We start from the raw sequence: 26775 nt of genomic DNA, 5'->3' as shown, positions 1-26775 counted from the left end.
TTCAACAATACGGGGAGACAATGGACCTCTCGATCGCCGCCATCCTGGCGCAGGACGGGATCACCTCGGGCGCCATCTACGCGCTGCTTGCACTGGCCCTGGTGCTGGTGTTCTCGGTGACCCGCGTCATCTTCATTCCGCAAGGGGAGTTCGTCGCCTATGGCGCGTTGACCCTGGCGGCGATCCAGTCAGGTCATGCGCCGCAAAGCAGCTGGCTGCTGCTGGTCATGGGCGTGCTGACCTTTCTCTACGAGACGATCACCATCCTGCGCAGCGCCGAGCTGCGCCGTACGGCAGCAAGGCGGCTGGCCGTGCTGGCGGGCAAGTACCTGGTCTTCCCGCTGGCCGTGCATCTGCTGGCGCAGAATTTCAACGGACAGTCGATGCCGATGCTGGCGCAGATCGCGCTGACCCTGCTGATCGTGATTCCGCTCGGTCCCATGCTGTACCGCCTGGCCTACCAGCCGCTGGCCGAGGCCAGCACGCTGGTACTGCTGATCGTTTCGGTCGGCGTGCACTTCGCGCTGGTGGGGCTGGGCCTGGTGATGTTCGGCGCCGAGGGCTCGCGCACCACGCCGTTCTCCGAGGCTCGCTTCGAAGTGGGCAGCCTGTCGATATCCGGCCAGAGCCTGTGGGTGGTGGGCGTGTCGGCGTTGCTGATCGCGGCGCTGTACTTCTACTTTGAGCGCACCATCGCTGGTAAAGCGCTGCGCGCCACCGCGGTCAATCGCCTTGGCGCGCGCCTGGTGGGCATCGGCACGACCCAGGCCGGGCGGCTGTCGTTCACGCTCGCGGCGGCGATGGGCGCGCTGTGCGGCATCCTGATCGCGCCGCTGACCACCGTCTATTACGAATCGGGCTTCCTGATCGGCCTCAAGGGATTCGTCGGTGCCATCGTGGGTGGCCTGGTGAGCTATCCGGCGGCGGCCGCGGGCGCCATCCTGGTGGGGCTGCTCGAATCCTATTCCTCCTTCTGGGCCAGCGCCTTCAAGGAGGTCATCGTGTTCACCCTGATCCTGCCCGTGCTGCTGTGGCGCTCGCTCACCAGCAAGCATGTGGAAGAAGAGGAATAAGGGACACGCCATGAACACGAACCTCAAGAACCGAATTTTCCTGCTGGCCTTCACGGTGGTGCTGGCGCTGTTGCCGGTGCTCCCCACCCCCGAGTTCTGGATCACCCTGGGCAACTACATCGGCCTGTACAGCATCGTCGCCATCGGCCTGGTGCTGCTCACCGGCGTGGGCGGCATGACCTCCTTCGGGCAGGCCGCCTTCGTTGGCCTGGGCGCCTACAGCACGGCGTACCTCACCACGCAGTTCGGGATGTCGCCGTGGTTCGGCCTGCTGGTGGGACTGATGATCACGATGGCCTCGGCTTATGTGATCGGCCTGATCACCATGCGCATGTCCGGCCACTACCTGCCGCTGGCCACCATCGCCTGGGGGCTGTCGCTGTTCTTCCTGTTCGGCAACCTGGAGTTCCTCGGCAAGTACGACGGCCTCAACGGCATTCCGGTGCTGAACTTGCTCGGCATTGACCTGGCCTCCGGCCGTTCGATGTTCTACCTGATCTGGGCGGTGGTGCTGCTGGCGGTGATCGCCATGCAGAACCTGCTGAACTCGCGCCCGGGCCGCGCCATTCGCGCGCTCAAGGGCGGCGGCACCATGGCCGAGGCGATGGGGGTCAACACCGCGTGGATGAAGGTGGTGATCTTTGTGGTGGCGGCGATACTCGCCTGCATCTCTGGCTTCCTCTATGCGCATCTGCAGCGCGCGGTGAACCCGACGCCCTTTGGCCTGAACTACGGTATCGAGTACCTGTTCATGGCGGTGGTGGGCGGCGTCGGCCATGTGTGGGGCGCGGTGCTCGGCGCGGGCATCCTCACCATCCTGAAGGACGTGCTGCAAGGCGTGCTGCCCAAGCTGCTCGGCGCCAACGGCAACTTCGAAACCATCGTGTTCGGCGTGCTGATGGTGCTGCTGCTGCAGTACGCGCGCGATGGCATCTGGCCCTTTATCAAGAAGCTGTTCCCGAGCGGGCCGCCGGTGGCGGCGCCGGAGCAGGCCGAGCGGTTGCCGTTGCGGGCGAAGCCGCAGGCCGGCGAGCTGATCCTTGATGTGAAGGCCGCGCGCAAGGAGTTCGGCGGGCTGGTGGCGGTCAATGACGTCAGCTTCCAGGTGCGCGCCGGCGAGATCATCGGCCTGATCGGTCCCAACGGCGCGGGCAAGTCCACCACCTTCAACCTTGTCACCGGCGTGCTGCCCGCCACGCGCGGCGAGGTGCGCTATCGTGGCGAGCAGATCTCCGGGCTGCCGTCGCGCGAGATCGTCAAGCGCGGCATCGGACGCACCTTCCAGCATGTGCATCTGCTGCCGACCATGACGGTGCTGGAGAACGTGGCGATCGGCGCGCACCTGCGTGGCGACTTCGCGGCGCAGGGCGGCGTGACCGCGGCGATCCTGCGCATGAACCAGAACGAAGAAGCGAAGCTATTGCACGAGGCCGCGCGCCAGCTCGAACGCGTGGGGCTGGCCGACTGCATGTACATGGAGGCCGGCAGCCTCGCGCTGGGTCAGCAACGCATCCTGGAAATCGCCCGGGCGCTGTGCTGCGACCCCGCGCTGCTGCTGCTGGATGAACCCGCGGCGGGGCTGCGCTACAAGGAAAAGCAGGCGCTTGCGGAACTGCTGAAGAAGCTCAAGGGCGAGGGCATGAGCGTGCTGCTGGTCGAGCACGACATGGACTTCGTGATGAATCTGACCGACCGCCTGGTGGTGATGGAATTTGGTACGCGCATCGCGGAAGGCGTGCCCGAGGACGTGCAGAAGAACCCGGCGGTGCTCGAAGCCTATCTCGGCGGCGTGGAGTAAGGAAAAGACAATGAGCCTGATCCTCGAAGTGAAAGACCTCCACGTGCGCTACGGCAAGGTCGAAGCGGTGCACGGCGCCAACCTGAAAGTGGAGGCGGGCAAGATCGTCACGGTGATCGGCCCCAACGGCGCGGGCAAGTCCACCATGCTCAACGCGATCATGGGGGCGCTGCCGGTGAACGGCTCCTCGGCCGGCGCGGTGAGCTATCTCGGCCACGACCTCGCCGGGATACCGGTGGAGGGCCGCGTGGCGCGTGGCATGTGCCTGGTGCCGGAGAAGCGCGAACTGTTCGGCTCGATGAGCGTGGCGGACAACCTGGTGCTGGGTGCGTATCGCCGCAAGCGCGCCGGGGAAAAGAACTTCCTCGACCAGATGGAGGTGGTCTACGGCTTGTTCCCGCGCCTGAAGGAGCGGGCGAAGCAGGATGCCGGCACGCTGTCCGGCGGCGAGCGCCAGATGCTGGCGGTGGGCCGCGCGCTGATGGCCAAGCCGCAACTGCTGATGCTGGACGAGCCGAGCCTCGGGCTGGCGCCGCTGATCGTGAAGGAGATCTTCCACATCATCAACGACCTGCGCAAGACGGGCGTGGCGACGCTGCTGATCGAGCAGAACGCACGCGCTGCGCTGCAGGTGGCGGACTATGGGTATGTGATCGAGACGGGGGATATGGCGATGGAGGGGCCGGCGGTGGAACTGGCGGCGAATCCGAAGGTGATTGAGACGTATCTGGGGCTGGCGAAAAAGGCGGCCTAGGCCTTATCTATCGCCAGAATTTATACGACGAATAATGACGGGCATTGCCCGTCATTATTATTTGTAGGCTGGATTGCTAGAAGCCGGACCTTTGCGGAAGCGTTCTTGATCCAGGGTTAGCGCAGGAATAGGTACGCTATATATTCATAGAAAGAATTTCAGTACTAATGCAAATTGACTCTAAATTCGTTGCGTAGATATCAGTGCGCCAAGAGACAGGTGGATATTCGCTGAACAAAAATAATTTCCAGAATCATGCCTTCTGTTATTTATTCGGCGAATTTTCCTGATTGGCCTGCAGCACGTCGGGATCTTGCGCTGCCATGCCAAGTAGCCACGCACGAAACTTGGCAAATGCGGGATGGTCCCGCCTCTCCCTCGGCGCACACAGGAAGTACCCCCGCGTCAGCCTGATCGGCAAATCAAACGGCGCCACTACGCGCCCTGCGGCGATCTCGTCCCGTACCAGACAGCGCTGCAACACGGCCACTCCCATGTCCGCCTTGACCGCCTGGACCAGAATCGAGACCTGGTCGAAGCCCGTGGCAAGCGCCGGCGCAGCACTGGGTACGCCTGCCGCACACAGCCAGTGCTGCCAGTTGGCCGGGGCGGTGGTGTGGTAGAGCAAGGGTTCCTCGAGCAGTTCTGCCGGTTGGGACCATCGCCCAGACTCATGGCGGGCGCGGGCCCGGTCGGGATGGCAGATGGGTACCATCTCGCTGCCGATCACGTAGTCGCATTGCAGGCCCGGCCAGCGGTCCGGGGCGCCGGCGAGGATAGCGGCATCCGGCGCCGGGCCTGAGAAGTCCTCGTTGCGCCGGTAGGGCACGAAGTCCAGGCGGATCTCGGGGTGGCGGCGGTGGAAATCCGGCAGCCTCGGTATCAGCCATACGCTGGCCAGCGTGGGCACGGCGGACAGCGTGAGGTGACGCTGACGGTCGCGAGAGAGCAGGGCGGCGCTGGCGTTCTCGATGACTGCCAGCGGGCCGGCTACTGAGTCGAGTAGCTGGCGGCCGGCATCGGTCAGGGTCAGGCGATGCGCATTGCGTTGGAGAAGGGGTTGGCCAAAGTGCGATTCGAGACGGGCGATGGCACGGCTGATCGCCCCCTGGGTGACACAAAGATCCTCCGCCGCACGCGTAAAGCTGCCCAGTCGCGCCGCGGCGGCAAAGGCGTGCAGTTCGGACATCGAGGGCGAGCGTAGCCGCATGGGAGGAGGGGGAGGGGGGAGCCGAGAATGAGCTTTGGTAATGCAAGCGTGCAATATAGTCGTTTGTGCGGACCCGGTAAACTGCCGACACTTGGCCACCTACCCACATAACGCCAAGGAGAAAACTCCCATGATCCGAGCCAGTTTGCCGCGCCGGCATTTCGTCCTGTCCTGCCTGGCGGCGTGCGCCAGCGTCTCCGCCGCCGGCGGCGCGTTCGCGCAGGCCAACTATCCGAACCACCCGATCCGCCTGGTCGTACCTTTTGCCGCGGGTGGTTCGACGGACCTGTCGGCGCGCCTGGTGGCGGAGTTCGGCGGCCGCGAGTTGGGGCAGCCGATCGTGGTGGAGAACAAGGGCGGTGCCGGTGGTTCGCTCGGCATGGAGCAGGTCGCGCGCTCGGCACCGGATGGATACACCATCGGCATGGCTACCGTCAGCACGCACGGTTCCAACCCGGCCGTGTACCCCAAGCTGAATTACGACCCGATCAAGGATTTCGCGCCGGTCACCAATGTGATGGCGGTCCCCAGCGTGTTCGCGGTGCATCCCAGCGTACCGGCCAAGACCATGCAGGAGTTCGTTGCCCTGGCCCGCGCCAACCCCGGCAAATACAGCGTTGCTTCGCCAGGTGCGGGCTCCCTGGGTCATGTGAATATCGAGAACTTCAAGATGCTGGCCAAGATCGACCTGTTGCACGTACCGTACAAGGGCGCCGGTCTGGGACTCAACGACGCGGTGGCGGGGCAGGTCAGTGCCATCACCGACAACCTGTCGTCCGCGCTGCCCCACGTGAAATCCGGGCGGCTGCGCCCGCTCGCCGTGCTGGGCTCCGCTCGTTCGCCGCTACTGCCCAACGTCCCGACCTACGCGGAACTGGGCTACAAGGAGATGGGGGATGGCGGCTGGTTCGGCATCGTGGCGCCCGCGGGGACGCCGCCGGCTATCGTCGAGAAGCTCAACCGCGCCATCCACAAGGCCATGCAGAATCCTGAGTTCAAGCGCAAGGTGGAAGAGTCCGGTGGCACCCTGGTACCGACCACGCCGGATGGCTTCAAGGTCCAGATCCAGCAGGCCATGACACGCTATGCGCGCGTGGCCAAGGCCGCCAATATCAAACTGGATTGATGGCATGAACGATAGCTTCGAACCCTTTGTCCAGTCCGCGCCGCAGGCTCAGGCCTTGCCGCTGGTTTGCGATTCGCCGCACAGCGGCACGTGCTACCCGCAGGACTTCGGTGCGGCCATCCCGCTGCAGCGTCTTCGGAGCGGCGAGGACACCCACGTGGAATCGCTGTGGGAAGCCGTGCCGCGGATCGGTGGCACGCTGATCGCCGCGAATTTCCCCCGCGTCTATATCGATCCCAATCGTACGCTTGACGATCTGGATCCCGAACTGCTGGATGACACCTGGCCCGAGCCGCTGGCGCCAGGTGAAAAGACGCGCCTGGGCTATGGACTGATCTGGCGCAATGTGGATGCGGCCACACGGATCTACGACCGCAAGCTCTCGCTGCAAGAGGTACGCGGCCGGATCGATCGATACTACCGCCCTTACCATCAGGCACTATCTGCGGCGGTGGAGGAGTCCTACCAGCGCTTCGGTGCGGTGTGGCATCTGAACCTGCACTCGATGCCGAACAACGCCTATGAGCGGCTCAAGATCCGGAGTCCGCATCCACTGGCGGACTTCGTGCTGGGCGATCGCGACGGCACGACCTGCGAGCCGGCTTTCGTCGCGCTAGTGGAATCCGAATTGCGGGCGCTCGGCTATACGGTGGCGCGTAACGATCCGTACAAGGGCGTGCAACTGATAGCGCAAATTGGGCGTCCCGCCGAGCGGCGTAACAGCTTGCAGATCGAGATTCGCCGACCGCTATATATGGATGAGGCGACGCGCGAACGCAGCGCTGGGTTCGGCCAGCTTCAGGCGGATCTGGGCCGACTGGTCGAACGCATTGCCAGCTACTTGCGAGAGCAGGATGGGGCATGACGCGTAGACGTTAATCCAGTCAGTATCCAAGCCGGGCCATCGAGCCCGGCTTTTTTGTTTCACGTGGAACACACCCGAGTTATTCATGCGGCATGTTTCACGTGAAACATGCTGCGGCGCAGGGACGCCACAGCGAATGCCGCTATAATTCGGCATCCCGATTCATTTCCCGCCAGCCTCCCGGAGGAGGTGCCTCCATGCTTTACCCAAAAGAATTCGATGTCATTGTTGTCGGCGGCGGCCACGCCGGCACGGAAGCTGCGCTCGCCGCGGCTCGTATGGGCTGCCAGACGCTGCTGCTGAGCCATAACATCGAGACCCTTGGCCAGATGAGCTGCAATCCATCGATCGGCGGCATTGGCAAGGGTCATCTCGTCAAGGAAGTGGACGCAATGGGCGGCGCCATGGCGGCTGCCACGGATGAGTCGGGCATTCAGTTCCGCATCCTGAATTCCAGCAAGGGCCCGGCCGTCCGCGCCACCCGTGCCCAGGCCGACCGCGTGCTGTATCGCAACGCGATTCGCACCCGGCTGGAAAACCAGCCTAACCTGATGCTATTCCAGCAGGCCGTGGACGACCTCGTGGTGGAGGGCGACCGCGTGGTCGGTGCCGTCACTCAGGTTGGCATCACCTTCCGCGCGCGCGCGGTTGTGCTGACCGCCGGTACCTTCCTCGACGGCAAGATTCACGTGGGACTGGATAACTACACCGGCGGCCGCGCTGGCGATCCTGCGTCGGTATCGCTGTCCGCGCGGCTGAAGGAGCTCAAGCTGCCTCAGGGCCGCCTGAAGACCGGCACGCCGCCGCGCATTGACGGCCGCACCATCGACTTCTCGGTGATGGAGGCGCAGCCCGGGGATCTCGACCCGGTGCCCGTGTTCTCCTTCCTTGGCCGTGCCGAACAGCACCCGCGGCAATTGCCGTGCTGGATCACGCATACCAATAGCCGTACCCACGACATCATCCGTGGCGGCCTCGATCGTTCGCCAATGTACACCGGCGTGATCGAGGGGGTAGGGCCGCGCTACTGCCCCAGTATCGAAGACAAGATTCACCGCTTCGCCAGCAAGGACAGCCACCAGATTTTCCTGGAGCCGGAAGGGCTGACGACCAACGAGTTCTATCCCAACGGGATCTCGACCAGCCTGCCGTTCGACGTGCAACTCGCCTTGGTGCACTCGATCCGTGGCATGGAGAACGCGCATATCCTGCGCCCAGGGTACGCCATCGAGTACGACTACTTCGATCCGCGTGCCCTGAAGGCCTCGCTGGAGTCCAAGGCGATCCGCGGGCTGTTCTTCGCGGGCCAGATCAACGGCACCACCGGTTACGAGGAGGCGGCGGCCCAGGGCCTGTTGGCCGGTATCAATGCCGGGTGCTTCGTGAAGGAGCGCGATGCCTGGACTCCCCGGCGGGACCAGGCCTATCTTGGGGTTCTGGTCGACGATCTGATCACCCGCGGGGTCTCGGAACCGTATCGAATGTTCACCAGCCGCGCGGAGTTCCGTTTGAGCCTGCGCGAAGATAATGCCGATATGCGGCTGACCGAGGCTGGTCGGGCGCTTGGTGTTGTCGATGATGTGCGCTGGGATGCATTTAACCGGAAGCGCGATGCTGTTTCACGTGAAACAGAGCGACTGAAGGGGACCTGGGTCAATCCGAGCGTGCTGCCCGAGGCGGATGCGGTGCCGCTGCTCGGCAAGGCGATCGAGCGCGAGTACAACCTCGCCGACCTGCTGCGCCGTCCGGCCGTTACGTACGACGCACTGATGGCACTGCAAGATGGCAAGTTCGCGCCGGCCCAGCCGCTGGATGCCGATCCCCTGCTGGTCGAGCAGATTTGCGAGCAGATCGAGATCGGCATCAAGTATCACGGCTACATCGCACGCCAGGCCGCGGAGGTGGATAAGCTGGAAGCCAACGAATCCACCCGCTTGCCAGAAGACTTCGATTACACCGAAGTGCGCGGCCTGGGCATTGAGGTCGGCCAGAAACTGAACCAGCACCGGCCGGAGACACTCGGCCAGGCATCGCGCATTTCCGGCGTGACGCCGGCGGCGATTTCACTGCTGCTGGTCCATCTGAAGAAAAAGGGCATGGGGCGTACCAAGTCCGGCTCCAGCCAAGAGGCCGCCTGAGTGAGGAAACAACGTTACGCCGCCGTGGACGATGCCGACCAGCGCCGTCGGCTGGAAGCCGGCCTGTCCGCCATCGGGCTGGTTCTCTCCGCGCCACAGATCGACCAGTTGTTTGCCTACCTCGCGCTGCTGCGCAAATGGAACGGCGTCTATAACCTGACCGCCATCCGTCATCCCGACGAGATGCTCACCCACCACATGCTGGATTCGCTGGCCGCCGTGCCGGCGCTGGCGGAGGCGGCGCGCGCCGCCGTGGTGGAGGAGGGCGCGCGCCGCCGGGTGCTCGATGTGGGTTCGGGCGGCGGCATGCCCGGCCTGCCGCTTGCCATCGCCTGTCCCGATGTATCGGTGCTGATGGTCGACATCGTGCAAAAGAAGACAGCCTTCCTCACGCAGTGCCGGGCACAGCTCGGATTGTCCAATGCCGCTGCCCATTGGGGGCCGGTCGAGAAGCTGGAGGACAACAAGGGCTATGCGGTGATCACCTCGCGCGCATTTGCCGAGCTGAGCGATTTCGTCTCGCTCGCCGGCCACCTGCTGGCGCCGGGCGGCAAGCTGATAGCAATGAAGGGCGTTTATCCCCAGCCCGAGATCGATCGCATGGAAGCGGCCGGGCTGATGGCACAGTGGCAGGTCGAGGCAATACCGCGCCTGACCGTGCCGGAGCTGGACGCAGAGCGTCACCTGGTGGTGCTGTCGCGCCGCTGACCCGGCCGGTGGTTGTCGCCGGCGCCCACCCCCGGCAGGTTGAAATCAAGCAGGAGCAGCAGGAGCTTATGGCCAAGGTATTCGTGATCGCAAACCAGAAGGGCGGCGTCGGCAAGACCACCACCACGGTGAACCTTGCCGCCGGCCTGGCGGCACAGGACCAGCGCGTGCTGCTAGTCGACCTCGATCCCCAGGGCAACGCCTCGATGGGATCCGGCATCGACAAGCAGTCGCTCGAACACAGCGTCTACCAGGTGCTGGTCGGGCTGTCCACGGTGAAACAGGCGCGTCAGCACTCCGAGTCCGGCAAGTACGATGTGTTGCCTGCCAACCGTGAACTGGCCGGTGCGGAAGTGGAGCTGGTCGAGCTGGATCAGCGCGAGCGCCGGCTCAAGAACGCCCTTGCCGAAGTCGATGACGCGTACGATTTCGTGCTGATCGATTGCCCGCCCTCGCTCTCCCTGCTGACCCTCAACGGCCTCTGCGCGGCCAACGGCGTGATCGTGCCGATGCAATGCGAGTACTTCGCGCTGGAAGGGCTGTCCGATCTCGTCAACACCATCAAGCAGGTGCACGCCAACCTCAATCGCGACCTGAAGGTGATTGGCTTGCTTCGTGTGATGTTTGATCCACGCGTGACATTGCAGCAGCAGGTGTCAGCCCAGCTTGAGTCGCATTTCGGCGACAAGGTGTTCAAGACCCTCATCCCGCGCAATGTGCGGCTGGCGGAAGCACCGTCCTACGGCGTACCCGGCGTGGCCTTCGATCCGTCCTCCAAGGGCGCCAAGGCTTACCTCGACTTCGGCGCGGAAATGATCGCGCGCGTCAAGCAACTCGGCTAAGCGCCGGGCCTGAGATTCACGTATACAGGATACCGAGATGAGCACCGTGAAGAAGAAGGGCCTGGGCCGCGGACTGGAAGCCCTGCTGGGTGGGCCGGCCGAAATTGTCGATGCCGTCAAGCAGGAGGGCGCGCCTTCGGTGCTGCGTCTGGATCAGCTCCAGCCCGGCAAGTACCAGCCGCGCACACGCATGGATGAGGGCGCGTTGCAGGAGTTGGCCGCGAGCATCCGCTCCCAGGGTCTGATGCAGCCCATCCTGGTGCGTCGCGTGGCCGAGCCGGATCGCTACGAGATCATTGCCGGGGAGCGGCGCTTCCGCGCCTCCAAGATCGCTGGGCTCGACGAGGTGCCGGTGCTGGTCAAGGACGTGGCAGACGAAGCCGCCGCCGCGATGGCGCTCATCGAGAATATCCAGCGCGAAGACCTCAATCCGCTGGAAGAAGCGCAAGGCATCATGCGCCTGGTGCGCGAGTTCAATTTCACGCATGAGCAGGCGGCGGAATCGGTAGGGCGCTCGCGCAGCGCGGTATCCAACCTGCTGCGTCTGCTGAACCTCGCCCAGCCGGTACAGACCATGCTGATGGCGGGCGATCTCGACATGGGGCACGCGCGCGCGTTGCTGTCCGTCGACGGCGCCAACCAGATCACCCTCGCCAATCAGATCATTAATAAACGATTGTCGGTGCGCGAGACCGAAAAGCTGGTAGCCTCCACCCTCAAGCCCCTGGACCTGAGGTTGCAGAAACCAAATAACGGCGCGCCGGCGCGCGACGTGACGCGCCTTGAGGAAGAACTATCCGACGTGCTTGGCTTGGCCGTGCAGATCAAGCTGGGCACGCGCGGCAAGGGCCAGCTCACCATTCACTTCACCAGCAACGATGCGCTCGACGGTGTGCTGACACGCCTGCGCGAGCCAGGCGAGAGCCAGTCTCCCGCCTGAGTGGGCTTCCCAAAAATAGTGCGCGATTAACGGCCGGGCTGCGTGGTTTTAGTGCCACGGGCCGGCCGCGATGATCCCTTCGTAAGCGCCACGCAAGGGCGTTAAACGACCATGGTGCGCTGCTGTCCCAAGGCGCTTCAATTACCTGGCGCGTTATTGGAGGCAGTCGGTCGTGCGCGCACTATGGGCGCGTGGAGATTGCAAGCGGAATGCGGACTGTTGCAAGGAGTCTGTAAGCAGATTGACTCGCATGGTGCATTCCTCGTAAAATCGTGCGGTTTGAATTCCGGCCGGTCCAGAAAAGTTCCGGGTCGGATTAAACAACAAGCAGAGGCAATACGCAGGTGGTTTCAGATCGTCATGATGCTGGTCAGGATAAAGACCGGCAGCCGCGTAACGCACCTAAAGTCGCACGTAATGCAGCCTGGGAAACCTGGGAAGACGACGAGGCGGAGCGCGAGGAAGAGGCGGTCGATCCGCTGTCGCGCGTCGAGGCGGAAACGCTGTTCGGCGAGCGCGCGCTGCGCCCTTCGCGCATGACGCCCGGCAGGGTCGTGCTGGCGCAGGTGGCGGTTACTGTTTTGTCGGCCATTGCCTGGCGACTGTTTGCCGGCGGCAACGCCGGGGCGGCGGGTTGGTCCGCACTATTTGGTGGCACGGTATGTTTCGTGCCCAGCGGCTTCTTCGCCTTGCGCCTCTGGATGTCGCGCGAGCGTCCCTCGATCAGCGGGCTTGTGGTCGGCGAGGCGATCAAAGTGTTTGCCACCGCAGCACTGTTTGTGCTGGTGGTGGTGCTGTACGGCGAGTTGCGCTGGGTTCCGATGCTGGTCACGTTCCTGCTTGCGCTCAAGACCTACTGGGTGGCGCTGGCGATCCGCTGAGGGTGTGCCTCAGGGCAAGGTGGCCAGGCGCAGTAGATCGAATAAGTGTGCTTCTCGTCGAAGTGGGGCACGAAAACAGAATATCAAGAGTTTTTTGGCGTGGCGCGTCACAACAGTGAAGCGCGGCGCAGATAAGGTTCAAACGAGCTTGCCCGCGGTGACCAGCAAATCATGCTGAAGGCGGTGCAAGAAGCGTACCGGCAAAATGCCGGCAACTGGTTTCGCAATATTACGGTTCGTTTCGACATGTCAGCTGCTCAAGGCGCCGAACAGGCCCTCACCCCCTCCGGCTATATCGCCGAACACTTGCAGAATTTCAACTCGATCGGCGGCAAGCAAGCCTCCGTAGTTGACTTCAGCATCATCAACTACGACACCGTGTTCTGGTCGGTACTGTGCGGCGCCATCGCCTGCCTGTTCCTGTATGCCGCAGCGCGCCGCGCCACCGCTGGCGTGCCGGGCCGTTTCCAGGCATTCGTCGAAATGATCGTCGAGATGGTCGACGACCAGGCCAAGGGCATTATCCACGGCGACCGTTCCTTCATCGCTCCGCTGGCGCTGATGGTGTTCTGCTGGATCACCGTAATGAACGCCGTCGACTTGATCCCGGTCGACTGGGTCACCGGCCTGAACGGCCTGCTGGGCATCTTCCACATCCACCTGCCGCACCATCGCGCCGTTGCCACGGCCGACCTGAACGGCACGCTGGGCATGTCATGCGCCGTGCTGGTGCTGATGATTTACTACAGCTTCAAGATCAAGGGCGCGGGCGGTTTCGCACATGAGCTGCTGTCGGCCCCGTTCGGCGCCAAGTGGTACCTGGCCCCGTTCAACCTGGTCCTGAACCTGATCGAATTCCTGGCCAAGGCGGTTTCGCTGGGCATGCGGTTGTTCGGCAACATGTACGCCGGCGAACTGGTGTTCCTGCTGATCGCGCTGCTGGGTTCCATCTGGACGTTCAGCGCAGACCTGTCCGCGCTGGGCTTCGTCGGTCACGTACTGGCCGGTGCTGTCTGGGCGATCTTCCACATTCTGATCGTTTTGCTCCAGGCCTTTATTTTCATGATGCTGACGCTGGTGTACATCGGCCAGGCTCACGATCACCACTGATTTTCAGGTTTTCGGTTTTTCGGTTTTTTGGTTCTAAGTCTCTTCTCAATTAAAGGAGTCGTCATGCAAGCATATCTCGCCAACATCCAGGGTCTGACCGCCATCGGTATCGGCATCATCATCGGTCTGGGCGCAATCGGCGCCTGCCTGGGTATCGCCCTGATGGGCGGCAAGTACATCGAAGCGTGCGCACGTCAGCCCGAGCTGATGAACCCGCTGCAAACCAAGATGTTCCTGCTGGCTGGCCTGATCGACGCAGCATTCCTGATCGGTGTTGGTGTTGCAATGCTGTTCGCATTCGCCAACCCGCTGCTGGCTGTCATCAAGTAATTCTTTTCGGTCTGCATGATGCTGACGGGCGGCGCGGGCCACTTAGCCTGGCCGCCCTTGCGCATTTATCTGTAGTTTGATTACCGAAAGGAACACACCATGAATCTGAACGCAACGTTTCTTGCGCAGATGGTCGTGTTCTTCATCCTGTGGTGGGTAGTTGCCAAATTCATTTGGCCGCCGCTGGTGAAGGCGCTCGACGAACGCGCAAAGAAGATCGCCGATGGCCTCGCCGCCGCCGAAAAAGGCAAGGCTGAGCTCGAACTCGCCAACAAGCGTGTGGACCAGGCCCTGGCCGAAGCCCGCACCGAAGGTGCCCAACGCGTCGCCGACGCCGAGAAGCGCGCCCAGCTGACGGCTGACGAGATCAAGCAGAACGCCCAGGCAGAAGCCGCACGCATCATTGCCCAGGCCAAGGCCGAAGCCGATCAGCAAGTTACCCGCGCGCGCGAGCAATTGCGCGACCAGGTCGCCGTGCTGGCCGTCAAGGGTGCCGAGCAGATCCTCAAGCGCGAAGTGAACGCGCAGGTCCACGCGGATCTGCTCAATCAACTCAAGGCTGAGCTCTAATCATGGCTGAAACCGCAACCATTGCCCGTCCCTACGCAGAGGCGCTGTTCCGCGTCGCGACCGAGTCGAGCGGCAATCTGGATGCATGGTCCGAGCTGGTGTCGGAAATGGGGCAAGTTGCCGCCAATCCCGACATGAAGGCGGTGGCTGGCGATCCGAACGTGCAAGGCGACAAGCTGATCGCACTGTTCCTGTCGGCCCTGAAGTCTCCGGTCAACGACGAGGCCAAGCGCTTCGTCAACCTGCTGGCGGCGAACCACCGCCTGTCGGTATTGCCGGAAATCGCCGAGCAGTTCCATGCGCTCAAGAACGACCGTGAAGGGTCGGCAGATGTCGAGATCACGAGTGCCTTCCCTATCGAGGGCGCAACCCTGACCGACCTCGTCGCCGTGCTCGAACGCAAGTTCGGCCGCAAGCTGCAGCCCTCGGTTGCGGTGGACCCGTCGCTGATCGGCGGCGTGCGCGTCAAGGTCGGCGACGAAGTGCTCGACACCTCCGTGCGTGCGCGCCTGGCAGCAATGCAAGTGGCGCTGACCGCATGATGCGCGTAAGCGCGCATACCGGCCGACGGATTGAAGAATTAGGAGCATTGTGATGCAACTGAACCCCTCAGAAATCAGCGAGCTGATCAAGTCCCGCATCTCGGGTCTTGGCGCTGACGCTGAAGTGCGCAACACCGGCACGGTGATTTCCGTGACCGATGGTATCTGCCGCGTGCACGGCCTGTCCGGCGTGATGCAGGGCGAGATGCTGGAATTCCCCGGCAACACCTTCGGCCTCGCGCTGAACCTCGAGCGCGACTCTGTCGGCGCCGTGGTGCTGGGTGACTACGAACACATTTCCGAAGGCGACCCGGTCAAGTGCACCGGCCGCATTCTGGAAGTGCCGGTTGGCAAGGAACTGCTGGGCCGTGTGGTCAACACGCTGGGCCAGCCGATCGACGGCAAGGGCCCGATCAACGCCAAGGAATTTGACGTGATCGAGAAGGTTGCCCCTGGCGTGATCGCACGCCAGTCGGTTAGCCAGCCGGTGCAGACCGGCCTGAAGTCGATCGACGCGATGGTGCCGATCGGCCGTGGCCAGCGCGAGCTGATCATCGGCGACCGCCAGACCGGCAAGACCGCCGTTGCTGTCGACGCCATCATCAACCAGAAGGGCAAGGGCGTTTTCTGCGTCTACGTGGCAATCGGTCAGAAGGCTTCGACCGTGAACAACGTGGTGCGCAAGCTCGAAGAACTGGGCGCGATGGAGTACACCATCGTGATCGCAGCAACGGCTTCGGACTCCGCCGCCATGCAGTACCTGGCTGCCTACGCCGGCTGCACGATGGGCGAGTACTTCCGCGACCGCGGCGAAGACGCGCTGATCGTCTATGACGACCTGACCAAGCAAGCCTGGGCCTACCGCCAGGTGTCGCTGCTGCTGCGCCGCCCGCCGGGCCGCGAAGCCTACCCCGGCGACGTGTTCTACCTGCACTCGCGTCTGCTCGAGCGCGCAGCCCGCGTGAACGCCGACTACGTCGAAAAGTTCACCAAGGGTGCCGTGACCGGCAAGACCGGCTCGCTGACCGCGCTGCCCGTGATCGAAACGCAGGCTGGCGACGTGTCCGCCTTCGTGCCGACCAACGTGATCTCGATCACCGACGGCCAGATCTTCCTGGAAACCGACCTGTTCAACGCAGGTATCCGCCCCGCAATCAACGCCGGTATCTCGGTGTCGCGCGTTGGTGGTGCCGCCCAGACCAAGGTCATCAAGAAGCTGTCCGGCGGTATCCGTACCGACCTGGCCCAGTATCGTGAACTGGCTGCGTTCGCGCAGTTCGCTTCCGACCTGGACGATGCCACCCGCAAGCAGCTCGAGCGCGGCCGCCGCGTGACCGAACTGCTCAAGCAGGCTCAATACCTGCCGCTGCAGGTGTGGCAGCTGGCCGCGTCGCTGTACGCAGCCAACAACGGCTTCCTCGACAACGTGGAAGTGAAGGACATTCTCGCGTTCGAGAAGGGCCTGCACGACCATCTGAAGACCAAGTACGCCGACCTCATCAACCGCATCGAAGATACCAAGGATCTGTCGAAGGAAGATGAAGCCGCGCTGCGTGCCGCGATCGAGGATTTCAAGAAGTCCGCCGCGTTCTAACCGCGCAATTCCACGAAACTGCGCCGGCACCGTTGCCATGACGGTGCCGCCGCAGCACGAATGGAGAGGAAGATATGGCCGGAACGAAAGAAATTCGAACCAAGATCAAGAGCGTGCAAAACACGCGCAAGATCACCAAGGCGATGGAGATGGTCGCCGCGTCCAAGATGCGCAAGGCGCAGGAACGGATGCGTAACGCCCGTCCTTACGCCGAGAAAGTGCGCAATATCGCGGCGCACCTGGCTTCAGCCAACCCCGAGTTCAAGCATCCCTTCATGGTGGCGCGCGACATCAAGCGCGTCGGCATGATCGTGGTGACGACCGACAAGGGGCTGTGCGGCGGCATGAACACGAACGTGCTGCGCGCGGTGACCAATGAGCTGCGTGACCTGCAAGGCCGCGGCGTGCAGGTGCAAAGCACCGCCATTGGTTCCAAGGGCATGCAGTTCCTGGGCCGCATCGGCGCCAAGGTGGTTTCGCACGTGGTGCAGCTCGGTGACACCCCGCATCTGGAAAAACTGATCGGTGCGATCAAGGTCCAGCTCGACGCCTACACCAATGGTGAGGTGGATGCTGTGTACCTGGCTTACACCAAGTTCATCAATACGATGAAGCAGGAGCCGATGGTGGAGCAGCTGCTGCCGCTCCCCGCCGACAAGTTTGCCCAGACCGAAGATGAAAAGCGCGCCTACTCGTGGGATTACATCTACGAGCCCGACGCCCAGACCGTGGTGGAAGAACTGTTGGTCCGCTACGTCGAAGCGCTGGTGTACCAGGCCGTGGCCGAAAACATGGCGTCCGAGCAGTCGGCGCGCATGGTGGCCATGAAGGCTGCATCCGACAACGCCAAGAACGTGATCGGCGAACTGCAACTGGTCTACAACAAGACCCGTCAGGCAGCGATCACCAAGGAACTGTCGGAAATCGTCAGCGGTGCCGCAGCCGTCTAAGGCGTCAAGTATTCAAGCTATCGGAGATACGAAATGAGTATCGGAAATATTGTGCAGTGTATTGGCGCCGTGGTGGACATCGAGTTCCCCCGCGACGCGCTGCCGAAGGTGTACGACGCGCTCGTGCTGGAAGAGAGCAACGAAGCCTCGTTCGCCGAGAAGGGCCTGACCTTCGAAGTGCAGCAACAGCTGGGTGACGGCGTGGTGCGTACCATTGCCCTGGGTTCGTCGGACGGCCTGCGCCGCGGCATGGCGGTGAAGAGCACCGGCGCCGCGATCTCGGTGCCGGTTGGTCAAGGCACCCTGGGCCGCATCATGGACGTGCTGGGTCGTCCCATCGACGACGCCGGCCCGATCGCATCGGACGAGCGGCGCGCGATCCACCAGAAGGCCCCGAAGTTCGACGAACTGTCGCCTTCAGTCGACCTGCTGGAAACCGGCATCAAGGTGATCGACCTGGTCTGCCCGTTCGCAAAGGGCGGTAAGGTTGGCCTGTTCGGTGGCGCCGGCGTCGGCAAGACCGTGAACATGATGGAGCTCATCAACAACATCGCCAAGCAGCACAGCGGTTTGTCGGTGTTCGCCGGCGTGGGCGAGCGTACCCGTGAAGGGAACGACTTCTACCACGAAATGAAGGACTCGAACGTTCTCGACAAGGTGGCCATGGTGTTCGGCCAGATGAACGAGCCGCCGGGCAACCGTCTGCGCGTGGCACTGTCCGGCCTGACCATGGCCGAGAAGTTCCGCGACGAAGGCCGTGACATCCTGTTCTTCGTCGACAACATCTACCGCTACACGCTGGCCGGTACCGAAGTGTCCGCACTGCTGGGCCGTATGCCTTCCGCAGTGGGTTACCAGCCGACGCTGGCCGAGGAAATGGGTAAGCTGCAAGAGCGCATCACCTCGACCAAGACCGGCTCGATCACGTCGATCCAGGCCGTGTACGTGCCTGCGGATGACTTGACCGACCCGTCGCCTGCTACCACCTTCCTGCACCTGGACTCGACCGTCGTGCTGTCGCGTGACATCGCCGCGCTGGGTATCTACCCCGCCGTCGATCCGCTCGACTCGACCTCGCGTCAGCTCGACCCGCAAGTCGTGGGTCAGGAGCACTATGACGTGGCCCGCCGCGTTCAGCAAACGCTGCAGCGCTACAAGGAATTGCGCGACATTATCGCGATTCTGGGCATGGACGAACTGTCGCCGGAAGACAAGCAGGCTGTGTCGCGCGCTCGTAAGATCCAGCGTTTCCTGTCGCAGCCCTTCCACGTTGCGGAAGTGTTCACGGGTTCGCCGGGCAAGTACGTGCCGCTGAAGGAAACCATCCGTGGTTTCAAGATGCTGGTGGACGGCGAGTGCGATCACCTGCCGGAGCAAGCGTTCTACATGGTCGGTTCGATCGACGAAGCCTTCGAGAAGGCCAAGAAGCTCCAGTAAGCGGCGTCTTTCGCTTTCAGCGTTGTAGTGGCGGTTGCCGTGGACAGCAATGTCGGCGGCGGCCGCGCTCAGGCTGAGGGCGGAATACTAGCTTCCTGGCAACGGGAAGCCGAAGCTTTCAGGGACTAAAGGAATTCACATGGCAACCATTCTTGTAGACGTCGTCAGCGCCGAATCGTCGATCTTCTCCGGTCAGGCGAAGTTCGTGGCGCTGCCGGGCGAGTCGGGCGAGCTGGGTATCCTGCCGGGCCATACGCCGCTGATTACGCGTATACAGCCGGGCGCGGTGCGCATCGAGAAGGAAGACGGCAGCGAAGAGTTCGTGTTCGTGGCCGGCGGGATTCTCGAAGTCCAGCCCAAGCACGTCACCGTGCTGGCGGACACCGCGATCCGCGGCGGCGACCTCGACGAAGCCAAGGCGCAGGCAGCCAAGCGCGCCGCCGAGGAGCTGATGCAGAACCAGAGCAGCGATCTCGACCTGGCACGTGCGCAAGGCGAGCTGGCTGTTGCTACTGCGCAACTGGCTGCCATCGCGCGCCTGCGTCGGAAACGGTAAGAAAAAGTAGCACCACCGCAGCTGTTGTTTTTTTGGCTGCGGCGAAAAAAAGGCAGCCGCGAGGCTGCCTTTTTTGAATCCCAACGACTATTCTGTCGGCTCAGGACAAAAAAAAGCGCGCGGGCCGGGGAGGCTCCGCGCGGACGGGAAAATCCCTTCGAGGGGTCAATTCGAAGGAACGGGTAAGGTCCAGGTCAACCAACAGGCGCAAACCACTTTCTTGGTGGTCCAACATCCGGTCGGGCAGTATTGATCGCATTCAGACGATCCAACCAGCCAGAACCGGCACGCGCCAACATCATCTCAACCTGGTACACCGACCGCAGCATCGTCTGCGATCCGGTTAATCTAGATGGGAATGCTTCCTTAGGCTTTCTTCAATGCGCCCTCCCTTTCTGTTTGGGGGAGGGAACGCCTTTCACAAAAACTGATTGTGTTAAAGCATTGTGGGGGAAACTTTTGGGGATGGCAGTAACAAAATGTATCGGTTTGCAAGAAGTTGAAAGCGCGGTAACTTAAAAAGCGTCTAAATAGGCGTTTTAGCGCGCATTGCATCTGCGCCGCCGCCAGGCGGCGGGAACATCACCACGTGGCGCGGGTCCGATAGATTTCGCTGAACTCGCCATCCGCTTTGCGGTTCGGCCATCGATTGCCATGCCGCCTCACTCAGCTTTTTCCCCCGTCGCTCCTGCTCCCGCACATACCGCGAGAGGCCTTGTCCAGCTTGGCATTGCGGCGCTGTCAACCGCTTCCCTGTTTGCTAGTGGCCTTGCTTGCGCAGCCGAGTTGCAAGCGCCAAATGGCGTGCTGTGGCAAGGCGAGCTTGAAGGCGGCGCGCGGGTAGCGCTGACGATTTTCTCGCGCGCCGGGACTGACCGGGTCGAAGGAACGGCCCGTTACGATTCGATGCTTGCCGCTGCACCTCGTCAACTCGATGGCCAATTGACAGCGCAGGGTCGCCTGAGCCTGCGCGAGCGCGACGACGTCCAGGCGGCGGCTGAGTATCCCGAGCCCCGCGATGGTGCACGTTTCGAAGGCACTGTCTCCGCCGATGGGCTGAGTGCAACCGGGCAATGGATGAGTATCGACGGCACCCGCCGGCAGACACTGTCGCTGACCCGCAAGGCGATCTACCGCGAACGCACCGTGAAAGTGGCAGGCGCGCAACTTACCGAACGCTTTCCGGAGACTGGCCGCCCTGGACTCGATGCGCTGATTGCTTCGTTGCGTGACAGCGGATGCGGTGAGGGCGAGCACGAATGCCGCAGCGGGATCGAACTGATGCGCCTCGACGGCGGCGCCGTCAGCCCGCTGCGTACCACCTGGCGCTATAGCGGCGGTGCCCACGGCAGTCTCGACTTTGTCGGCGGTACCTGGCGGCGCGATATTGCCGAATCCACATCTGCGGCATCTGCGGCATCCGCGGCGCCTGCCCGGACTGTCTATACGCCTGTCCGGCTCGCAGACCTCCTGCAGCCGGGCGAGGCTTGCCTGCAAAAACTCAACGACGAACTGCAGGCCGCGCTGAAGCGGCAGGGCGCGGCCGAGCCCGAACGCGGCGCGCTCGATGTGCAAGCCCTGCGTGATACGCGCACTCCATTTACCCTGTACCGCGGTGGCCTGGTAATGCACTATGCACCTTACGCGGTAGGGTCGTTTGCACAGGGTGCATACCAAGTGGCGGTGCCTTTCGCGCGGCTGGGCAGTTGTGCCCGCCCACCTGCCGCCGGCCGCGACAAATCCCCGGAACCCAACGAGAAGGAACAGACGTGAGCGAGATGCATCAGGCCATACACAGCATGCTGGCGATGAAGACCGTGGCTGTGGTTGGCCTCTCCGACCACCCCGACCGCGCCAGTCACGAAGTGGCTACCTTCCTGCAGCGCCACGGCTACCGCATCGTGCCGGTCAACCCGCGCCATGCCGGCGAGCGCATCCTGGGGGAAACCTGCCACGCGAGCCTGTCCGACGCCGCCGCGGTGCTGGCTGAGTCGGGGCAGCGTATCGAATGGGTCGATATCTTCCGTCGCGCCGCCGACGTGCCTCCGGTGGTCGAGGACGCCATCGCGATCGGCGCCCGCGGCGTCTGGCTTCAGCTCGGCATCGTCAATGACGTCGCCTTTGGCCGGGCCAGCGCCGCGGGCCTGCTGGCGGTACAGGACCGCTGCAGCAAGATCGAGCTGATGCGCCTCGCGTCCTGATCCCGCTACACTTCTAGCCGGTCAAGCACAAACCAGACAAATTCCACTCGCAAGCAGCCATGGCCATCGATCCCCAGCTCCTCGACTACTATCGCCGTCTCGCCGAGCGCTACGCCGGCCAGCCCACGCCGGCCGATGCGGCGGGCCGCCGCGCACGCTTCGCCGAGATCGCAGCCACCTCGATCATGCCGGATCCGGAAGGCATCGTTGCCTCCAATCTGGAGATCCCGCTGCCGGGACGCACCCTGGCCGCGCGCCTGTTCCGGCCCGAGGCCGTGGCCGAGCCGCGCCTGATCGTCTACTTCCATGGCGGCGGCTGGGTGGTCGGCTCGCATGACACGCATCACAGCGTGGCAGCGCTGCTGGCTGCCGACACGGGCTGCGCGGTCGCGAGCGTGGATTACCGGCTGGCGCCGGAATTTCCATTTCCGGCGCCTTGCGACGACGCGCTGGAAGCCGTCCTGTGGTTCGCCGAGCAGCGCGTGCGCTTGCGCCTGGACGCGGGCTTCCTGGCCGTGGCCGGCGACAGCGCGGGCGGCCACCTGGCGGCGCAGGCGGCGCGCTGGGCCAATGCGCATGCGCGTCCGGGCCTGATCAACGCCCAGTTGCTGGTCTATCCCGTGACGGCACCTGTGCTGGCGACCGAGAGCTATCGCGCCTTCGCGGATGGTCCTGGCCTCACACGCGACGAAATGGCCTGGTTCTGGACCGAATTCATCGGTGCCGGGCGCCTCGCCGAAGGCGCTGCCATCGAAGACACGCGCATCCACCTGATGGGCGCCGCGCCGAAGCATCTGCCGCCGGCCAGCGTAGTGATGGTCGCCGCTCACGACGTGCTGCGCGACGACGGCCTGGCCTATGCCGATTACCTGGTGCGCTACGGCGCACCGGTGATCACGCTGGAAGCGAGCGGCATGACGCACGGCTTTGCCCGCCTGCAGCCCGATGTCCCGCGCGCGCGCGAATGGATGCGCCGCGCCGCGCAGGCCTTCAAGGAACTGGCGGCGGATATCTGAGCAGACGGCCCCGGCGGGGTGGCTGCCGGAGCCCACGCGCAACGCCTGCCGTCCCGAGCCAGCCACAAGACTGCCGGCAGCGACTGGCCATCCCGTAAAATGGCGGTCTTACGAGGATGACCATGACCGCATTGCAGAACGATACCTTCCTGCGCGCGCTGCGCCGGCAACCCACCGAGTACACCCCGCTGTGGCTGATGCGTCAGGCGGGGCGCTACCTGCCCGAATACAACGCCACGCGCGCCCGCGCCGGCAGCTTCCTCGGCCTGGCCAAGAACCCGGCCTACGCGACCGAAGTCACCCTGCAGCCGCTCGAGCGCTATCCGCTCGACGCGGCCATCCTCTTCTCCGACATCCTTACCGTGCCCGACGCCATGGGCCTGGGCCTGTCGTTCGCGCAAGGCGAAGGGCCGCGCTTCGCGCATCCCCTGCGTACCGAGGGCGACGTCAAGAAGCTGGCGGTGCCGGACATGGCCTCGCTCTCCTATGTGTTCGACGCGGTCAGCGAGATCCGCCGTGCCCTGGTGCAGGACGGCCGCCAGCGCGTGCCGCTGATCGGTTTCTCGGGTAGCCCCTGGACACTGGCCTGCTACATGGTGGAAGGCGCCGGCTCCTCGGATTTCCGCACGGTCAAGGCCATGATGTACAGCCGCCCGGACCTGATGCACCGCATCCTGGAGATCAACGCCACGGCAGTCGCGGCCTACCTGAATGCGCAGATCGAGGCTGGCGCGCAGGCGGTGATGCTGTTCGATACCTGGGGCGGTACGCTGGCCGATGGCATGTACCAGGCCTTCTCGCTGGCCTATATGCGCCAGGTGCTGGCTGGGCTGAAGCGCGAGCACGACGGCCAGCAGGTGCCGGCCATCGTGTTCACCAAGGGCGGCGGCCTGTGGCTGGAAGAACTCACCGGCATCGGCGCCGATGCGCTGGGGCTGGACTGGACGGTCAACCTGACCCAGGCGCGCCGCCGGACTGGTGGCAAGGTGGCCCTGCAGGGCAACATCGACCCCAATGTGCTGTTTGCGCCGGAGGCCGCGATTCGCGAGCAGGTGCGCAGCGTGCTCGACAGCTATGCCGCCGGCGGCGGCAGCGACGGTCACGTTTTCAACCTGGGTCACGGGATTTCCCAGTTCACGCCGCCTGAGAATGTGACGGTGCTGGTGGACGAGGTACATCGCTACAGCCGGCAGCTGCGTGTCGCCGCGAGGTGACAGGGGGTGCACGTCTTCCCACCCGCCCAGGGCTGCCATCTGTGCGGCGCAGCGAGCAGGCCTAGCGCGCCGCGCAGGGATGCCCGCGTGCCGGGTGAGGCTTGCAAGAAGCGCTGTCAAGTAAACTATTTTGCAATATTTCGCCCTTTCGGTGCTGGTTCGCGCTTGTCAAGGCTTGACTTATGCACATCAATGGGTTTTCCGCAGTGCAAGAGCGGGTTAGTCCTTAACTCATCTGAGGGAGGTCTGCAAGTCCTTGATTTACAAGGGATTGCATCCGGGCAGGGTCGGGTTGGAATGCCCATGGGAGCCTTGTTTTACGGGCGTTTGCGGGAACTCCGGGCGAGTTTTCAACAAAGTTATCCACAGGCGGTGCCCGAGGCCGGGAAAACCAGCCATCTATCATCGACTTAGGGGCACATTTGAAGCGTTACTTTAAGTTGATGTTGCGCCGCACACTTAATTTAGCTGAAAAGCGGCCTGGCGCCGGTCTGCACACGCTTCGGGCCTCTTTGCCCCATTGTGGAACGTACCTGCTGCTGCGCCCCGTGTCCGGATCGGGAGGCGCAGTGTGACGTCACCGGCGATCCCCGGGGAAGCCGGGCCGGCAGCGGCAGCGGCACCGGCAAGCGTTGCTGGCAGGGATGACGCCCCGCTCGCCTTGGTGCAAGTGGCGCTCGATACGCCAGCCGACGACGTCTTCGACTACCTTGCCGGCCACGACGTGCAGCCTGGCGATCTGGTGGCCGTGCCGTTCGGCCGCCGCATGCTGGTGGGCGTGGCGGTATCGCGTTCGGCGCACTCGGACGTGCCTGCCGAGCGCCTGCGTCCCGTCGCCCAGCACCTGGACTGGCTGCCGCCGCTCGGCGCGCACTGGATCGCACTGTCGGCGTTTGCCGCCCGCTACTATCACCGCTGCCTGGGCGAAGTCATGTTGCCCGCGCTGCCTCCCGCGCTGCGCGAAGCCGACGGCTGGGCGCGGCTGGCCCTGCGTGCCCGCAGCGAGCATTACCGCGCAGTCCCGGGGCAAGGCGCGGCCCTGCTGGCGGCGGTGCCGGCGCGTGCGCGTACCGTGCTGGCGCTGGCACAGGCGCTGGTAGCCGCCGCGGAAGACGGACAGGCGGTATCCGCCGCCGAGGCGCGCGCGCTGTGTAGCGCCGCCCCGTCGCGCTTGGCTGAGTGGGCCGAGGCCGGCTGGGTGACCTCCGAGCGTGCCGACCAGCCTTTGCTGGGCACGCCACCGGCAAGCGAGCCGTCGGCCGCGCCGCCGCTGCACGAAGAGCAGCGCGTGGCCGTGGAGGCGATCGTGCAGGCCACGGGATTCTCACCTTTCCTGCTCCACGGCGTGACCGGCAGCGGCAAGACCGAGGTCTACCTGCACGCCATGGCCGAGGTGCTGGCGCGGGATGCGCGGGCGCAGGTGTTGATGCTGGTGCCCGAAATCAACCTCACCCCGCAGTTGCAAGGTCGCATTGCAGCGCGCTTCCCGCATCTGCCGCTGGCGGTGCTGCACAGCGGCCTGGCCGACCAGGAGCGCACCCTGCAATGGCTGGCCGCGCACCGCGGCGAGGCCCGCATCGTGCTGGGCACGCGCCTGGCGGTCATGGCTTCGTTGCCGCACCTGGCGCTGATCGTGGTCGACGAGGAGCACGACACCTCCTACAAGCAGCAGGAAGGCCTGCGCTACTCGGCCCGCGACCTCGCGGTATGGCGCGCCAAGCAGCTCGGCGCCGCGGTGGTACTGGGCTCTGCCACGCCGTCGATGGAGTCCTGGTGGCGCGCCGAGCAGGGCACCTACCGCAAGTTGGTGCTGCGCGAGCGCGCCCAGACCGACGCCACGCTGCCCACGGTGCGCCTGATCGATATCAACCAGGAGCGCCAGCGCCAGCGCGCGCTCTACGAAGGCCTGTCGGTGCCTTTGCTCAATGCCATCGAGGCTCGCCTGAAGCGTGGCGAGCAGAGCCTGCTCTTTCTCAACCGGCGCGGCTATGCGCCGGTACTGGCCTGCGACAGCTGTGGCTGGCTCTCCGGCTGCCCGCGCTGCTCTGCCTACCTGGTGCTGCACCGGCCGGAGCGCCGCCTGCGCTGCCATCACTGCGGGCTGGAGTCACCGGTGCCGCATCACTGCCCGGACTGCGGCAACGTGGACGTCGCGCCGCTCGGGCGGGGCACCCAGCGCATCGAGGAGGCTCTGGCCGCGCGTTTCCCGCAAGCGCGCATTGCCCGCATCGACGCCGATTCCACGCGCCGCAAGGGCAGCGCCCAGGCCATGTTCGACGAAGTGCACGCGGGCGAGGTCGACATCCTGGTCGGCACCCAGATGGTGGCCAAGGGGCACGATTTCCAGCGTGTGACGCTGGTCGGCATCGTCCATCCCGACGCCGCCATGTTCAGCCATGATTTCCGCGCCGCCGAGCACTTGTTCGCCTCGCTGATGCAGGTGGCCGGCCGCGCGGGAAGGGCAGGGCTGGCCGGCGAAGTACTGATCCAGACACGCTATCCCGACGCATCGGCATTGCAGGCATTGGTACGCCATGACTATGATGGATTCGCTGCTACGCAGTTGCGCGAGCGCCGGCAGGCCGGGTTGCCCCCGTTTGCTTACCAGGTGCTGGTCACGGCCGAGCATGCCCAGTTGGAACGCGCGCTGGCTTTCCTGCAAAGCGCGCGCAACCGCGCAGATGCGTGCCCCATGGCGCCGGAGGTGCAACTCCATGACCCGGTGCCGATGTCGATGGTGCGCGTATTCAACCGGGAGCGTGCGCAGATGCTGGTAGAGAGTACATCACGCCTTGCGCTGCAGCGGTTTATCAGCGAGTGGGTACAAACTTTCGGTGATGCAATGGCCGATGCCAAGGGCGTGCGCTGGCAGCTGGAGATCGATCCGCTGCGAATTTGAGTCCGTTCCGGAACGCGCTGA

The 26775-nt window shown here is 64.0% G+C and carries 24 protein-coding genes; 23 read left to right on the top strand and 1 reads right to left on the bottom strand.

The annotated features are described in order from the left end of the window. Positions 1-20 precede the first annotated feature (20 nt). Genes ACZY0R_RS36500 through ACZY0R_RS36490 form a run of 3 tightly spaced genes read left to right on the top strand, consistent with a single transcriptional unit; the run spans position 21 to position 3625 of the window. A complete protein-coding gene (locus tag ACZY0R_RS36500; RefSeq protein WP_488865349.1) occupies positions 21-1073 on the top strand; it encodes a branched-chain amino acid ABC transporter permease in 1053 nt (350 codons plus the stop codon). A gap of 10 nt (positions 1074-1083) precedes the next feature. Next, positions 1084-2871 carry a branched-chain amino acid ABC transporter ATP-binding protein/permease gene (locus ACZY0R_RS36495; RefSeq protein ID WP_488865347.1) on the top strand — a complete coding sequence of 596 codons (1788 nt, stop codon included), beginning with the start codon at positions 1084-1086 and terminating at the stop codon, positions 2869-2871. A 10-nt stretch (positions 2872-2881) separates the two neighbouring features. Beyond that, positions 2882-3625 (top strand): ABC transporter ATP-binding protein, encoded by a 744-nt coding sequence (locus ACZY0R_RS36490; protein WP_488865345.1) that lies wholly within the window; start codon positions 2882-2884, stop codon positions 3623-3625. A 265-nt stretch (positions 3626-3890) separates the two neighbouring features. Here the strand turns inward: ACZY0R_RS36490 and ACZY0R_RS36485 are convergent, their stop codons facing one another. Beyond that, complete coding sequence (locus tag ACZY0R_RS36485) at positions 3891-4835, bottom strand: LysR substrate-binding domain-containing protein (RefSeq protein WP_488865343.1); 945 nt, start codon at positions 4833-4835, stop codon at positions 3891-3893. A 130-nt stretch (positions 4836-4965) separates the two neighbouring features. Between ACZY0R_RS36485 and ACZY0R_RS36480 the strand changes: the two genes are divergently transcribed. The 20 genes from ACZY0R_RS36480 to ACZY0R_RS36385 all read left to right on the top strand — a co-directional run bounded on the left by ACZY0R_RS36480 (position 4966) and on the right by ACZY0R_RS36385 (position 26754). Next, complete coding sequence (locus ACZY0R_RS36480) at positions 4966-5961, top strand: Bug family tripartite tricarboxylate transporter substrate binding protein (RefSeq protein ID WP_488865341.1); 996 nt, start codon at positions 4966-4968, stop codon at positions 5959-5961. Between the two features lie 4 nt (positions 5962-5965). Then, on the top strand, positions 5966-6826 hold the full coding sequence (locus ACZY0R_RS36475; RefSeq protein WP_488865339.1) for an N-formylglutamate amidohydrolase: 861 nt from the start codon (positions 5966-5968) through the stop codon (positions 6824-6826). A gap of 197 nt (positions 6827-7023) precedes the next feature. Next, positions 7024-8964 carry a tRNA uridine-5-carboxymethylaminomethyl(34) synthesis enzyme MnmG gene (mnmG, locus tag ACZY0R_RS36470; RefSeq protein WP_488865337.1) on the top strand — a complete coding sequence of 647 codons (1941 nt, stop codon included), beginning with the start codon at positions 7024-7026 and terminating at the stop codon, positions 8962-8964. Next, complete coding sequence (gene rsmG / locus ACZY0R_RS36465) at positions 8965-9672, top strand: 16S rRNA (guanine(527)-N(7))-methyltransferase RsmG (protein ID WP_488865335.1); 708 nt, start codon at positions 8965-8967, stop codon at positions 9670-9672. A 68-nt stretch (positions 9673-9740) separates the two neighbouring features. Beyond that, entirely contained in the window at positions 9741-10514 is a 774-nt protein-coding gene (locus ACZY0R_RS36460; RefSeq protein ID WP_488865333.1) for a ParA family protein, read from the top strand. A 37-nt stretch (positions 10515-10551) separates the two neighbouring features. Next, on the top strand, positions 10552-11454 hold the full coding sequence (locus ACZY0R_RS36455) for a ParB/RepB/Spo0J family partition protein (RefSeq protein ID WP_488865331.1): 903 nt from the start codon (positions 10552-10554) through the stop codon (positions 11452-11454). A gap of 344 nt (positions 11455-11798) precedes the next feature. Then, the gene (locus ACZY0R_RS36450; protein WP_045242246.1) at positions 11799-12335 is read left to right on the top strand and encodes an ATP synthase subunit I; all 537 of its coding nucleotides are present in this window, start codon (positions 11799-11801) and stop codon (positions 12333-12335) included. A gap of 246 nt (positions 12336-12581) precedes the next feature. Further along, a complete protein-coding gene (gene atpB / locus ACZY0R_RS36445) occupies positions 12582-13445 on the top strand; it encodes a F0F1 ATP synthase subunit A (protein WP_488865329.1) in 864 nt (287 codons plus the stop codon). Positions 13446-13508: 63 nt separating this feature from the next. Next, positions 13509-13775, top strand: coding sequence for a F0F1 ATP synthase subunit C (gene atpE, locus ACZY0R_RS36440; protein WP_006157246.1), 267 nt, complete (start codon positions 13509-13511; stop codon positions 13773-13775). A 99-nt stretch (positions 13776-13874) separates the two neighbouring features. After that, the gene (locus ACZY0R_RS36435) at positions 13875-14345 is read left to right on the top strand and encodes a F0F1 ATP synthase subunit B (protein WP_441632228.1); all 471 of its coding nucleotides are present in this window, start codon (positions 13875-13877) and stop codon (positions 14343-14345) included. 2 nt (positions 14346-14347) lie between these two features. Continuing rightward, the gene (locus ACZY0R_RS36430) at positions 14348-14887 is read left to right on the top strand and encodes a F0F1 ATP synthase subunit delta (protein ID WP_488865326.1); all 540 of its coding nucleotides are present in this window, start codon (positions 14348-14350) and stop codon (positions 14885-14887) included. Between the two features lie 52 nt (positions 14888-14939). Then, complete coding sequence (gene atpA / locus ACZY0R_RS36425) at positions 14940-16481, top strand: F0F1 ATP synthase subunit alpha (RefSeq protein WP_045242249.1); 1542 nt, start codon at positions 14940-14942, stop codon at positions 16479-16481. 74 nt (positions 16482-16555) lie between these two features. After that, positions 16556-17431, top strand: a complete 876-nt coding sequence (gene atpG, locus ACZY0R_RS36420) for a F0F1 ATP synthase subunit gamma (RefSeq protein ID WP_045242250.1) — start codon at positions 16556-16558, stop codon at positions 17429-17431. A gap of 33 nt (positions 17432-17464) precedes the next feature. Then, complete coding sequence (gene atpD, locus ACZY0R_RS36415; protein ID WP_488865323.1) at positions 17465-18868, top strand: F0F1 ATP synthase subunit beta; 1404 nt, start codon at positions 17465-17467, stop codon at positions 18866-18868. A 139-nt stretch (positions 18869-19007) separates the two neighbouring features. Further along, on the top strand, positions 19008-19424 hold the full coding sequence (locus ACZY0R_RS36410) for a F0F1 ATP synthase subunit epsilon (RefSeq protein WP_045242252.1): 417 nt from the start codon (positions 19008-19010) through the stop codon (positions 19422-19424). Between the two features lie 786 nt (positions 19425-20210). After that, complete coding sequence (locus ACZY0R_RS36405) at positions 20211-21197, top strand: RsiV family protein (RefSeq protein ID WP_488865320.1); 987 nt, start codon at positions 20211-20213, stop codon at positions 21195-21197. Between the two features lie 5 nt (positions 21198-21202). After that, the gene (locus ACZY0R_RS36400) at positions 21203-21625 is read left to right on the top strand and encodes a CoA-binding protein (protein ID WP_488866381.1); all 423 of its coding nucleotides are present in this window, start codon (positions 21203-21205) and stop codon (positions 21623-21625) included. Positions 21626-21684: 59 nt separating this feature from the next. Beyond that, positions 21685-22641 (top strand): alpha/beta hydrolase, encoded by a 957-nt coding sequence (locus ACZY0R_RS36395; RefSeq protein WP_488865318.1) that lies wholly within the window; start codon positions 21685-21687, stop codon positions 22639-22641. A gap of 116 nt (positions 22642-22757) precedes the next feature. Beyond that, positions 22758-23855 (top strand): uroporphyrinogen decarboxylase, encoded by a 1098-nt coding sequence (gene hemE, locus ACZY0R_RS36390; protein WP_488865316.1) that lies wholly within the window; start codon positions 22758-22760, stop codon positions 23853-23855. A 571-nt stretch (positions 23856-24426) separates the two neighbouring features. After that, positions 24427-26754 carry a primosomal protein N' gene (locus ACZY0R_RS36385; protein ID WP_488865314.1) on the top strand — a complete coding sequence of 776 codons (2328 nt, stop codon included), beginning with the start codon at positions 24427-24429 and terminating at the stop codon, positions 26752-26754. Positions 26755-26775 lie beyond the last annotated feature (21 nt).

The organism is Cupriavidus sp. F041, assembly GCF_057814235.1.
Note: the sequence above shows the minus strand (reverse complement) of the source record. Positions and strands in the feature narration are given on the sequence as shown.